The organism is Streptomyces syringium, assembly GCF_017876625.1.
Classification (GTDB): domain Bacteria; phylum Actinomycetota; class Actinomycetes; order Streptomycetales; family Streptomycetaceae; genus Streptomyces; species Streptomyces syringius.
Genome location: NZ_JAGIOH010000001.1, coordinates 6,905,005 through 6,918,967, shown reverse-complemented (window position 1 = coordinate 6,918,967; position 13,963 = coordinate 6,905,005). Strand labels below are relative to the sequence as shown.

At 75.6% G+C, this 13,963-nt stretch carries 2 protein-coding genes (1 of these 2 cut by a window edge); both read right to left on the bottom strand.

All coding sequences use genetic code 11. From position 1 onward, the window contains the following. Nucleotides 1-731, bottom strand: partial view of a non-ribosomal peptide synthetase gene (locus tag JO379_RS30225; RefSeq protein WP_209517914.1) — the 5' portion only. The gene continues 3,952 nt to the left of window position 1, outside the view; only the first 731 of its 4,683 coding nucleotides appear in the window; it begins with the start codon at nucleotides 729-731; its stop codon lies off the left edge, out of view. Further along, nucleotides 728-13,963: an SDR family NAD(P)-dependent oxidoreductase gene (locus tag JO379_RS30220; RefSeq protein WP_307842187.1), complete on the bottom strand. Its 13,236-nt coding sequence runs from the start codon at nucleotides 13,961-13,963 to the stop codon at nucleotides 728-730. Before JO379_RS30220 ends, JO379_RS30225 begins: the two co-directional genes overlap by 4 nt.

Sequence of the window (13,963 nt, the reverse complement as noted above, 5' to 3'; positions counted from 1 at the left end):
GCCTCGGGGCCGTCGAGCATCTCCCGCTGCCACCGCACGAACTCGGCGTAGGGGGCGGCGCCTTCGACGGGCGGAAGCTCCCGCCCGGCGGCGAGCGCGTCGTGACAGGCGACGATGTCGCGCAGCAGGAGGTGGCTGGAGACGCCGTCGGTGATCAGGTGGTGGAAGACCAGCAACAGCAGCGTGGCACCGCCGGGCGCCGCGACGATCCACATCCGGTGCAGCGGATCGTCCTCGAGGTCGAACGGGCGGCGCACCAGGTTCCGGACGCGGGCGGCGAATTCGCCGTCGGTCACGTGACGGAGGTCCAGCCGGGTCACCTCGGCGGGGCGGTCGGTGACCTCCTGGACCGGCCCGGTGGCGTCCAGCCGGACGGCGATGCGCAGTCCCGGGTGGCGTCGCACCACGGCGGCCAGCGCCTCGGCGAGCCGGTCGGGGTCGACGTCGTCGCCGAGCCACAGGCCCAGCGGGAGGTTGTACGACACGGCCTGCGGGTCGGTCGCGTGGATCGCCCACAGGGCGGCCTGCCCACGGCTGAGCGGGTACGGCCCGGGCTCGGGCGCGGGCAGGGCCGCCGGTGCGGGCGCGGGCGTCGACACCGGCGCTGATGCCGGTACGGGTGCCGGCTCTGACGCCGGTTGCATCAGGCCCCGCAGCAGGAGCTCCGCCACGTCGTCGGACACCTCACCGGTGGCGATCGCCGCCAGCAGCTCGCGCAGTTCGGTGCTCATCGTCCCGTTCCCCCCTTCAGTGCGGCCAGCGCGGCGTCCACGCCGACGGTGCCGTTGCGCAGGCCGGCCAGCAGAGCCGCGACCCCGTCCTTGGCCGGCTCCGAGGGCCGCGCGGCGGCCGGTGCCGGATCCGGCCCGTCCGCCTCGTGCCCCGGCAGCGGTCCGTACGCCTCGAACACGGCACGGGCGACCGCCCGCACCGTCTGCGCCACGCCGAACATCCGGGCCGGGATGTCCACGCCGTAGTCGGCGCCGAGGCGACGGCTCAGCCGGCGCAGGCCCAGCGAGTCCACCCCCGCGTCGGACAGCACCCGGTCCAGGGGCAGCCGGTCGGGCCGCATCCCCAAGTGCGCGGCCAGCAGCCCGCGTACGTGCTCACGGACGGCGCTCTCCGGGTCGTCGGCGGCGGGCGCCGCGTCCGCCACCGGCCGGGCGGCGGGCACCGGCGCGGCGGGGACGGAAGCGACGGGCACGGATGCGACGGGCGCCGGGGCGGGCGCGGCAGCCGCCGGCTCGTCCTCGGCGTCGGTCTGCGTACCGGCGCCGGCATCGGCATCGGCATCGGCGATCAGGCCGGCCTCGGCGGCCTGGACGGTGTCGAACCGCGCTCCGGGAGTGAGCCAGTAGCTCTCCCGGGCGAAGGGGTAGGTCGGTGCGGGCACCCGCCGGGGCGCGGCGCCCGGCCACAGCTCCGTCCAGTCGATCGAAGCGCCGCCGGCCCACAGCCGGGCGACCTTGTCCAAGCGGCCGGCGTCCACCACGGCCCGCAGGTAGCGGTTCCCCTCGGACCCGTCCAACAGCAGGGCCGTGGTGGCGTCCTGGCCGTCCCCGGCGAACACGCCGGGCGCGGTGCCGTCGGACAGCCACGACTCCAGGGCCGCCACCAGCGCGCGCGGCGAGTCGGCGACGACGGCGAGGCGCTCGGAGAACGTCTCCCGGCCGGTCCGCAGCGTGTGGGCGAGGGCGGCCGGGGCGACCCCCTCGTTGGCCCCGGCCCAGTCGGCGAGGCGTCGCGCGTAGCTCCGCAGCCGCTCCGGGTCCTTCGCGGACAGCACGAACAGGTGGTCACCGGCCGGTCCGCCGACCGGCTCCTCCCGGAACTCCTCCACCACCACGTGCGCGTTGACCCCGCCGAGACCGAAGGAGCTCACCCCGGCGCGCAGCGGCGCCTCGGCCCCGTCGGGTGTGCGGACCCTGCGCCACGGCTCGCGCCCGGCCGGCACCCGCAGCGGGCTGCCGTCGAGGCGCAGATGCGGATTGAGCGTGTTCTGGTGGATGTTTCCGGGGATCTCCCCGTGCCGCATCGCGAGCAGGGCCTTGATCAGGCCGGTGACGCCCGCGGCGGCCTCCAGGTGGCCGGTGTTGGTCTTCACCGCGCCCAGCGTCACATGCGCTTCCGTGCAGGTGGCGCCGTGATCGGCGTACAGCTCGGCGAACGCCGTCTTCAGGCCCTCGACCTCGACCGGGTCACCGAGTTCGGTGCCGGTGCCGTGCGTCTCGACGTAGGTGACGGTCCGCGGGTCCACCCCGGCGCGGCGGTGCGCCTTGACGACGCAGGCGGCCTGCGCGTCCGGGTTGGGCGCGGTCAGCGAGTTGGTGCGGCCGCCGTGGTTCACGGCGCTGCCCCGCAGGACGGCGTGGATGACGTCACCGTCGGCGATCGCCGCGTCGAGGCGCTTGAGGACGACCACGCCGACGCCCTCGGCGCGGGCGATGCCGTTGGCGGCCGCGTCGAAGGTGCGGCAGCGGCCGTCGGGGCTCAGCATGTCGGCCTGGCTCATGTCCACGAACAGCGTGGGCGAGGCCATGACGTTCACGCCGCCCGCCAGCGCCACGTCGCAGTCGCCGTGCCGGATGGCCTCGGCCGCCCGGTGGACGGCGACGAGCGAGGACGAGCAGGCGGTGTCGAGGGTCTCGCTGGGGCCGTGCAGGTTCAGCAGGTAGGACACCCGGTTCGACATGATCGCGTGCGCCCTGCCCACCGTGCTGTACCCGTCGAGCGGGACGCCGAGGGCGTGCTGCAGTTCGAAGTAGTCGTAGGTGCTGCTGCCGATGAACACGCCCGTGTCCGTGCCGGCGAGCGCGGACGGCCGGATGCCGGCGTCCTCGATCGCGGTCCAGGCGGTCTCCAGCACGAGGCGGTGCTGGGGGTCCATCGCCACGGCCTCGTGCGGCGAGATGCCGAAGAACTGCGGGTCGAAGAGATCGACCCGGCGCATGAACCCGCCCCACTTCGCCGTGGTGCGGAACTGCCCCGGCTCGGGCTCCCCGTGCAGCCGCCGCCAGTCCCAGCGGTCCGCCGGAATCTCACCGACCAGGTCGTCACCCGCGACGAGGTGCTCCCAGAACTCGTCCAGGCCGTCGGAGTCCGGGAACAGACCGGCCATGCCGACGATGGCGACGGCGGCAGGATCACCGGCGAAGGGAGCGGGGGCCGCGGGTGCGGGGGCCGGCACCGCGAGGGCGGGGGCCGGTGCCGGGAGGGCGGTCTCCGGGGTGGGCGCCGTCTCCCGCTCGGGCACGGTCAGGTGCGCCGCGAGGGCCGGGCCGTGCTGGTGGAGGACCTTGTCGATGAGGTCGTTCGCGGTGGCCACCCCGAAGAACGCGGCCGGCGTCAGGTCGAGGTCCCAGCGCGCGTTCACCTGGTGGCTCAGCCTCGTGTACATGATCGAGTCGAAGCCGAAGCGGCTGAGCAGGTCGTCCGGCGCGAGCTCGCCCGGGCGGATCCCGGCCACCTCGCGCAGGAGGGCGAGCAGTTCATCGGCCGCCGCCGCGCGCCATGCCTGACCGCCGGGGGCCGCGCCGGCGGGGACCGCGGCCTCCGCCGGGGCCGCGGGGACGGCCGCAGGGACGGCCGGCGTCACGGCTGCGGGCACGACCGCGGCTACGGGCCGCCGCTCGTCCGTGCCGGCCGTCGTCACGCCGATGCGGGCGAGGAAGTCGTCCGTGCCCGAGACCACTGCCACCTGAACCTCCTGTCGGCCGAGCACCTGGCTCAGCGCTTCGAATCCCGTCTGCGGGGAGAGCGGGTGGACCCCCGCGGCGGCCAGCCGGTCGCGGTGGCGCTCGGTGAGCGCGGAACCGGTCCAGGCGCCCCAGTTCACGACCCGGACGGGGTAGGGCAGGTGCCCGGCGAGCGCCCGCGCGACGGCGTCCTGGGCGGTGCATCCGGCCGCGTAGGCGGCCTGCCCGGGGTTGCCGAGGAAGGACTGCACCGACGAGAACACCGCGAGGAAGTCGAGCCGCCGGCCGTCCAGGGCCTCGGCGAGCGCCGCGAGGGTCCGGGTCTTGGCCGCCAGGCCCGTGGTGAACCAGGCCTCGTCCATGGCCGCCAGGGACCGGTCGCTCGGCACGGTCACCGAGTGCAGGACCCCGTGCACGACGCCCACGCGGTCGAACACGGCGCGCAGCTCGGCCGGCCGGGCGGCGTCCGCCCGGTGGACCTCCACCGAGGTGCCCGTCGGGTCGATGGCCCGGATCCGGGCGGCCCTGTCCGCGTCCGGCGCGGAGCGCCCGACGAGGACGACCTTGGCCCGGTGGAGCCGCACGAGCCGCTCCGCGACATCGAGCCCGATGTCACCGGTGCCGCCGATGACCACGTACGTGCCACCGTCGCGCAGCACGGGCGCGGCGGGCGCCGTGGTGCCGAGGGGCTGGAGCACCTCCTCGTACCACTGTCCGGCGCGCAGCGCGTAGTCACCGGGGACGGCGACCGTGACCGTGGCGGGGTCGTCCGCGCCGATGTCGACGGTGCTGACCCGCCAGCGCTCGCACTCGTGCCGCACCGACCTGGCCAGCCCGCGTGCGGCCGCGGCCATCGGGTCGGTGGGCGTGGAGAGCGGTCCGGCGGCGTCGCGCGTCACGACGGTCAGCGACAGCTCGCCGGCCGCGCCGGGACGCGACTGCAGGTGCGTGACGATCCGGAACAGGTCGAGGACTCCGGCCTCGCCGCGGACCACGGCGTGGACCGCGGCGGGCGTCGGCAGCGACTGAAGCGGCGCACCCTCGACCCGGTGGACGTCGGCGGCCGGGAAGTCGTCGCAGCCGAGCACCCAGACGGGGCCGGTGACCGGGCCGCGGGCGGCCACGTCGGCGACGGGCCGCGGGCGCGGCGCGTACATGCCCGCCGGGGCGGCCGGGGCGACGGCGTCCCCGAGGGGCTCCGGCTCCTGGGGGCCGACCCAGCACCGGCGGCGTTCGAACGGGTAGGTGGGCAGCGGAATCAGTACGCCGCCCTCCGGCCAGTCGACCTGCCGCCCCGCGACCCAGCGGTCGGCGGGCGTCGTGCCGTCCGGCCGGGCCAGTGCGGGGTGGTCCGCGCCCTCGGCGGCGGCGGACAGCGCGGCGGCGAGCGTGTGCCGGTCCGCGGCGGTGACCGCGAGCCGTTCGGCCATGGCGTCCCGGCCGTGCTGGAGCGTGTGCGCCACGTCGGCCAGGTCCGGTGTCCGGTCCAGGGCGGCGAGCAGCGCGGCCGCGTACCGGCGCAGGGCGTCGGGCGTACGGGCCGACAGGGGGAACACCCAGGGGCCGTGCGGGCGTTGCGGCGCCCGCACGGGCTCGGCCTCCTCCAGGACGACGTGGGCGTTGACGCCTCCGTAGCCGAAGGAGCTGACCCCGGCGCGCCGCGGCCGGCCGCCGTCCGGGCGCGGCCACGCCTGCGCCGAGCGGACGAGGCGGAACGGGCTGCCGTCGAGCCGCAGGTGCGGGTTCTGCTCGCCGAGCCCGGCGACGGGCGGCAGCACGCCGTGCTCCATCGCGAGGAGCACCTTGATCACTCCGGCGGCGCCCGCGGCGGATTCCAGGTGGCCGACGTTGGCCTTGACCGCTCCGATCCCGCAGAAGGGCTCGGCCGGCGCCGGCAGGCCCCGGCGGTTCAGCAGTTCGTCGAAGGCGAGCCGCAGGCCGTTGATCTCGACCGGGTCACCGAGTTCCGTGCCGGTGCCGTGCGTCTCCAGGTAGCCCACCGTGGTGGGGTCGCCTCCGGCGCGCTCGTGGGCCCGCACGATCATCGCCGCCTGGGCGGCGGGGTTGGGCGCGGTCAGGGACCGGGCCCGGCCGCCGTGGTTGACGGCGGTGCCGCGCAGCCAGGCCCGGACTCGGTGCCGGCCGGCCAGGCTCGCACGGGTCAGCACCACGAGGCCGAAGCCCTCGCTGCGGACGAATCCGTCCGCCCGGGCGTCGAAGGTCTGGCACCGCCCGGTCGGGCTGAGCATGCCGGTGTTGCTGAGCAGGACGTGGTTGTGCGGCGACAGGATGAGGTTGATGCCGCCGGCCACCGCGATGTCGCACTCCCCCGAGCGGATCGCCTCGGCGGCCCGGTGGATGGCGACCAGGGAGCTGGAGCAGCCGGTGTTGACCGGTTCGCTCGGCCCGTGCAGGTCGAGCAGGTAGGAGACCCGGTTGACGAGGATGGAGTGCGTGGTGGCGGTGGCCGCGTGGGCGTCGACGGGCACGTCCGCGGCCTTGCGGACCTCCTCGTAGTCGCTCGACCCTGCCCCGATGAACAGGCCGACGTCGGAGCCCGCGAGCGAGCCGGGTGCCAGCCCGGCGTCCTCCAGCGCGGTCCACACGCCCTCCAGCACGAGCCGCTGCTGGGGGTCCATGCCCGCGGCCTCGTGCGGCGAGATGCCGAAGAACAGGGGGTCGAACATGTCGACGTCGTGGACGAATCCGCCGCGGTGGGCGTGCACGCCGTCCGGGAGCGAGCGCGTCTCCCAGCGGTCGGCGGGCACGTCGGTGATCAGGTCGTCGCCCGCCACCAGGTGCTGCCAGAAGGCGTCCAGGTCGCGGCTCGCGGGCATCCGCCCGCTCATGCCGATGACGGCGATGGCCTCGGGCTCGGCGGGGGCCGTGACGGGTGCCGTCGGGGCGGGTGCCGGGGCGGGTGCGGGTGTCTGCTCCGGGCGGTGTGCGGCCACGGCGGCAGCGGGCTCGGCAGGTGCCGGGGCGGCGGTGTGCCGGTGCTGGAGTTCGGGGTAGTCGCGCACGAGGCGGTCGGCCAGGGCGCGCAGGGTGGGCGTCTCGTAGAACAGCGCGGGCGTCACCTCCAGGGCGAACTCGTCGTTCAGCCGGGTCGCGAGGAGGCTGTAGCTGACCGAGTCGAAGCCGTAGTCCCCGATCGCCCGGTCGAGGTCGAGGTCCTCGAGCGGGATGCCCGAGGCCTCCGACGTCAGGGCCAGGAGCGCGTCGGTGAAGCCGGTGAGGGACGTCTCCCCGGCGGCGCCGGGCGTGGCGGGGTCGTCGGCCCTGGCCACGAGGATGTGCTGGAAGTTGCGGGTGGTCTCGGCGGCGCCCGGCATCGCGGACACCGCGTCGTAGCCGACGCCGGTGAGCAGCCCGGTCCAGCCGGGCACGTCCAGCAGCGGCGAGCCGGGCAGGCGCAGGGCGGTGTCGGTGTGGGCCCACCAGCCGTCGAACAGCCCGTAGGTGAGCGTGGCGGCCAGGGTCACCGAGGTCAGTTCGTTGAGCAGCAGTTCGCCGCCGGCGCGCAGCACTCCTCGCAGGTGGCGCACGGCGCGGCCCACGTCCGAGGTGGCGTGCAGGACGTTCGCGCCGACCGCGAGGTCGAAGCCGTCCGCCGGGAAGCCCTGGGTGACCGGGTCGGTGTCCAGGTCCAGGCGCTTGAACCGCAGGAACGGGTACTGCTCGCCGAACTCCCGGCGGCCGTGGGCGAGGAAGGTGACCGACAGGTCGGTGTACCAGTACTCCACCCGCTCGCCGTACGGGCGCAGCGCGCGCAGCAGCCCCGCGGAGGTACCGCCGGTGCCCGAACCGACCTCCAGGATGCGGACCTTCGCGTCGGCGGGCAGCTCCGCCAGGCGACGCTCGACGTGCGCGACGAGGTGCCCGGTGAGCAGGTCGTTGTAGAGGTCGCTGATGGGGTTGCCCCGGTAGACGCGCTCCATGAGGGAGGTGCCCGACGCGGGGAAGAGCAGCTCGGTGGCGAGGAGCTCGCCCCGCAGCAGCTGCGGGTAGTGCTCCAGGCACAGGGCCAGCAGCCGTACGAAGACCGCGGATTCGGGGTGTGCGTCGGCCAGCTCGTCCAGCTGCCGCAGGTGGCCGCCGGCGCGTGCCTCGGCGAGGGCGGCCGGGACCGGGCGGTGGCGTCCGTCACCGGCCTCGGTCAGGCCCGCGTCGGCGAGCATGTCCAGCACGGTGTGCAGCAGCCGTGCGTACCGGGGGGTGACCCCGACCCGGCGGGCGACCTCGTCGGCGTCCGGGGCCGGGCCCCGCCAGGCGCCCAGGTCGTCGAGCAGGGCCAGCAGGGCCCCGCTCGCGATCGTCGTCATCTGCCGGTCGAGCGCGTGGAAGTCCTCCACCACGCGCAGGTCCGTGGTGCTCAGCTGCCCGCCGGTCGGCGTCACGTCCGTGGTCTCCGTTCTCGTCGCTCCCATCCGTGCCCGCAACTCCTCGGTGCCGGGCACCACGACGGCCTGCGGTGCCGGCTGCCGGAGTGCCTCCACGAGCGCGGCGAACCCCGCCTCGGGCGTGATGGACCCGAAGCCGGCCGCGGTCAGGCGGTCGCGGTGGGTGTCGTCGGCCACCGCGCCGACCGTGCCCCAGAAGCCCCAGTTGACCGCGCGCACCGGGTAGGGCAGGCGGGCGTCGAGGGCATGGGCGTAGGCGTCCAGGAAGGTGGAGCCGGCCGCGTAGTTCGCGAGGCCGGCATCGCCCGTGAAGGACTGCGCGGAGGAGAAGAACACCAGGAAGTCCGGGCTGTGCCCGCGCAGGGCGTCCACCAGGGCCGCCGCGACACCGGACTTGGCCGCCAGGCTCTCCGCGAGGTCCGCGTCCGAGAGGTTGCGCACCAGCCGGTCCCGCTGGACCAGTGCCGCGTGCACGACGCCGTGCACCGGGCCCGCCTCGTCGAGGACGGCGGCCAGTTGCCGGGCGTCGGTCGCGTCGGCGCGTACGTAGCGGATCCGGTCCCCGAGGTCGGTGCCGGACAGCTCCCGGCGGCCGACCAGGACGACCCGCGCTGCCCAGTCCTCGACGAGCCGGCGGCCGATCGCCAGGCCGATGCCGCGGGCACCCCCGATGATCACGTAGGTGCCGCCCCGGCGGAGCGGGACGGGGCCGTCGGTGGCCGGGGCGGGGCGCAGCACCTGGGTGTGGCGGACGGCTCCGGTGCAGGCGAGCCGGGTGCCGCGGGGGGCCGTCGTCACGAGGTCGGCGGACGCGTGGGCGGGGTCGAGGTCGACGGTGGCGACCGACCAGGCGGGGTGCTCGTTCTCCAGGACCCGGGCGAAGCCGGCGATCCCGGCGGCGTAGGGGTCGGTGACATCGCGGCCGGGGGCCGCGGCAGCACCGGTGGTGACGACGACCCAGTCGAGTGCGGTCAGGCGGGACCAGTCGCGTGCGTAGCGGAGCAGCGCCTTGACGCCGGCGGCCTCGGCGCGCGCGACGCGGTCCGTCTCGTGCCCGGCGGCGCCCGTGGCACCGGTCAGGACGTAGACCAGGCGCGGCGTCACGGAGACCGGGGTCCCCAGCTCGGCGAGGACGGCTCCCTCGTGCCGGGTGGCCAGTTCGCGGGCCAGGCCGGCGCGGTCGGGAGCGTGCAGCACCACGACCGGACCGGTCGGCGTGCTCAGCAGGGCGGGTGCGGGGCAGGCCTCCCACACGGGGACGTCCAACGGGACGGTCTCGAACGCGGCGGTGGCGCGGGGCCGCTCGGCGGCCGGCGCGGCCACGGCCCGGGGAGCCTGCGCGGGGGGTGCGACGTCGACCCAGCACCGTACCCGTGCGAAGGGGTAGTGCGGCAGCGCCACCTTGCGCGCCTTCCGGTCGCGGTGCAGTGCGCGCCAGTCGGGGGCGGCGCCCGCCGCCCAGCCGCGTGCCAGCGCGTGCGGGTCGGTGGAGTCCGGGGTGGCGGCGGTGCTCCGCCCGGTGACCGTGCCGCGGTAGCCGGCCGTTTCCGCGCCGTCCAGGAAGGCGCGGAGCACGGAGCGCAGTTCGGCCGTGTCGGAGGCGACCACGGCGAGCCGCTCCTCCATGGCTTCCCGGCCGATCTGTGTGGTGTAGGCAATGTCGGCGAGCGGGGCGTCCGATCCGGTGGCGTCCTGCACGGCCGCGGCGAGGCCGGCCAGCGTCGAGCGGGCGTCGACGTGCGGGGCGGGGCCGGGGAAGCCGTCGGCGAGCGCCCGTGCCAGCCTGCGCAGGTCGTCGGCGTCCAGGCCGAGTTCGTCGAGCTCGGCCTCGGGGTCGGCGCCGGTCAGGCCGGCCAGTTCGGCCACCTCCGCGAGCCGGTCGGCGGCCGGCAGCCGCAGATAGCGCTCCGCCAGCTCGCGCAGGGCCTGCGGGGTGCGTGCGGAGAGCAGCACGACCTGCGGGCCGACCGCGGCGGCGTCCGAGGCCCACGACTGCGGGAACTCCTCGACGACGACGTGGGCGTTGGCCCCGCCCGCGCCGAACGCGCTGACGCCGGCGCGGCGCGGGGTGCCGGGCCCGGCGGGCCACGGCGCGGCCTCGCGCTGCACGGTCAGGCCCGTGGCGTCCCAGTCGATGACCGTGTTGGCCGGTTCGGCGTGCAGGGACGGCACCAGGGTGCGGTGGCGCAGCTGGAGCAGCACCTTTGTCAGGGAGGCGATGCCGGCGGCGGGTTCGAGGTGGCCGACGCCGGACTTCACCGAGCCCAGCCGGCACGGGGTGTCGCCGTAGACCTGGGACAGGGCCGCGATCTCGATGGGGTCACCGAGCGCCGTGCCCGTGCCGTGCGTTTCGATGTAGCCGATCGACGCGGGGTCGACGTCCGCCTTGTGCAGCGCCCGCCGCACCACGTCGGCCTGTGCGGTGGGGTTCGGCACGAAGAATCCGCCGGCGCGTCCGCCGTGGTTGACGGCGCTGCCCTTGATGACACCGAGGACGCGGTCACCGTCCTCCAGCGCGCGGGCCAGTGGCTTGAGCACGACGACGCCGACGCCCTCGCCGGGCACGTAGCCGTCGCCGCCGGCACCGAAGGCGCGGCAGCGGCCGTCCGAGGAGACGAAGCCGACCTGGCTCAGGTGCAGGTATTTGTACGGGTGGACGATGAGGTTCACGCCGCCGGCGAGGGCGAGCTCGCTGTCGCCGGACCTGAGGCTCTCGCACGCCAGGTGCAGGGCGGTCAGGGACGACGAGCACATCGTGTCCAGCGCCAGGCTGGGGCCGCGCAGGTCGAGGAAGTAGGAGAGGCGGTTGGCGACCGCCGAGGAGAAGGACGTCGGCAGCACCGGCAGCCGGTCCTCGGCGCCCAGGCCGAGCATCTGGTACTGGGTGAACATCACGCCCGCGAAGACGCCCACCGGGCGCCCGGACACGTCCGCGCGGGTCAGGCCGGCGTCCTCCAGGGCGTGCCAGGACGTCTGCAGGAACAGTCGCTCCTGCGGGTCCATCCCCTCGGCCTCGCGCGGTGTGATCCGGAAGAAGGCGGGGTCGAACTCGTCGATGCCGTCGAGGAACCCGCCCCACTTGCTGTACGAACGCCCGGGGGCGCGCTCCGGCTCGTAGAAGCCTGCCGCGGCCCAGCGCTCCTCCGGGATCTCGGTGACGCAGTCGCGTCCCGCCAGCAGGTTGGCCCAGAACTGGTCGAGGTCCTCGGCCATGGGGTAGCGGCCGGCGACGCCGATCACGGCGATGTCGCCGTCGGCTTCCGGCGCCCGGTCCGCCTCCCGGGGCAGGGCGCGGTGCTCGGCGTCCGGCGTGCCGTGGTGTGCCCCGGGGGTCTCGGCGGCCCCGAAGGCGGCGTCGGCGGCGGGCAGGCCCAGCGACCGAGCGGCCCGCTCCGGGTCGCCGTGGAGCACGACGACCTCGGTGCCGGCGAGCGCGAGCGCCTGCTCGAACACGTCCAGGCCGTCCGTCGTCGGCAGCGGGACCTGTCCCTGCCGGCGGAAGAGGGCCTCGGCCGCCGGGTCGGTGCGCATGCCGCCCTCGGCCCACAGCGGCCAGGCGAAGGAGGTCAGTCGGTGCTCGCGGGCGTAGGCGTCCATGAAGGCGTTCGCGGCGGCGTAGTCGCTCTGTCCCACATTGCCCGCGACGCCGGTCACCGACGAGAACACGGCGAAGAAGTCGAGGTCCAGGTGGCGGGTCGCCTCGTGCAGCAGCACCGTGCCGCGCACCTTGGGGGCGAGTACCGCCGCGACGTCGGCGGCGGACTTGGCGGTGAAGAGGCCGTCCCGCAGCACACCGGCCGCGTGGACGACGCCGTCCAGCCGGCCGTACCGGTCGAGAACGTCCGTGACCAGGGCGGACACCTCGGCCGGCACCGTCACGTCGGCGCGCAGGTACCGGCCGGCGGACGGCTGCGGCTGCGGCGAGCGCCCGGTCAGGACGGCCGTGGCGCCGCGCTCGGTCAGACGGGCGGCGAGTTCCCGGCCTATGCCGCCCGCTCCGCCGGTGATGAGGTAGACACCACCGGGCCGGACGGTGGCCGGGCCGCCGAGGTCCGCCGCGCGGTAGCGGCGGACGTGGCGGCGTCCCGGGGTGTGCCGCACCCAGGTCTCGTCCGGGTCGGCGAACTCCGCGAGCAGCGCCTGGGGATCGGCGGGGCCGTCGCACTCGACGGCGGTGATCGCGAGGCGCGGCTGCTCCAGGCGTACGGTGCGGGCCAGCCCGGCCACGGCGGCGGCGACCGGCGCCGGTCCGACGTGCACGACCGGCACCGGGCCGTCGGCGAGGGCCTGGGCCAGGGCGAGTACCTCGCAGCAGGCGGCGCGCACGGCCTCGGGGAGGTCGGCGGTGGCGTGCTCCGTGTGCTCCGCGACGTGCAGGACCGCCTCGGGCGGGGCACCGAGGTCGGCGACGAGCTGCCGCAGGTCCGCCGCCTCGCCGGGGCGGATCTCGTACTCGTGGTGCGCGACGCGGCGGAAGGCCGTGCCGCGGCGGGCGGTGATCTGACCGGGCCGGACCGGCAGATCGCCGATCACCAGCAGCGATCCGGTGGCGGGCGCGGAAGGCCGGGGGGCCGTCTGCCACACCCCGGTGAGGCAGCCGGTCCGGGCGGGGGTGTCCTCCTCCGGTGCGGCGGCGGCCGTGCGGGTGTGCCAGTCGTCGGGCAGCAGCTCCGCGAGGTGGTCCGCGACTGCGTCGACCGTCGGGTACTCGAAGAGCAGGGTCGGGTAGAGCGCGATGTCCCAGCGCTCCTCGAGGGCGCGGACCAGCGTGAGCAGGTGCGTCGACTCCAGCCCGAGGTCGTAGAAGCCGCGGTCGCCGTCCACCACCAGGGTGGGGTCGCCGACGGCACGGCGGACCAGTTCGACGATCTCCGCCCGGATGTCGCCGGGCTCGCCGTCCGCGCTCGCGGGCGTCGAAGTCGAAAGGGCAGACAGGGCAGAAGGGGCCGACGAGGCCGAAGGGGCAGTGGGACCGGCGGGGTGCCCGTCGAGGGCCGGCGCGGCGGCCGAAGTGCCGTTGGTGAGCCGGGTGATCGCCGCCGTGGAGCGGATCCGCTTGAAGGTCAGGCCCGTGAACCGGGCGGCGGGCGCGCCCGAGCGGTCGTACAGGTCGATGTCGGCCTTCACCACGTCGTCACCGGTGCCGGCCGGGCGGAGGCGCAGGTCGACGGTGCAGGCGTCGCCGAGGGTGCGGGCCGCGCGGAAAGCGGCGATGTGCAGGGGGATGAGCGGGCGTCCGTCCGCGTCCACGCCGTCGAAGACGAGGGCGTACGACTGCATGGTGGAACCGTCGAGCAGGGCGGGGTGGAGCAGGAAGTCGGCCACCGTGGCGCGGGCCTCGTCACCGAGCGCGATCTCGGACCGCACGCGGTCCGCCGTCGCCCGCAGGGTGCCCGCGCACCGCATGAACGCCCGGTGCTCGATGCCGGCCGACCGCCCGGTCGCGTACACCTCGGCCACGTCGCGCGGGGTGCCGGGGGCCGCCGGTTCGAGGGCGCCGGTGAGCGGGGGCAGACCGGTGCGCAGGGTCGCCCGCAGGTGGGTGGTGACGGCGTCGTCGACGGGGGTGCCGTCCTGGGTGCGGCGGCTGGTCGCCGTCACATGGAAGACGTCACTGTCGGGGTCGGGTTCGAGGGCGATGACGAGTTCACGGTCGAAGGACTCGGTGGTCACCACCGGCTCGACGAACAGCACATCGCTCAGCTCGGTCCCGTCCAGCGGGATGTCGCGTGCGGCGAGCAGCCTGCAGACGATGTCGAGGAAGGTGACACCCGGCAGGGTGCGCACCCCGTGCACCCGATGGTCGTCGACGATCGGGTTGTCCCGGTTCAGGTGCAAGACGCAGCGAACGGACCGTCGGTCCAC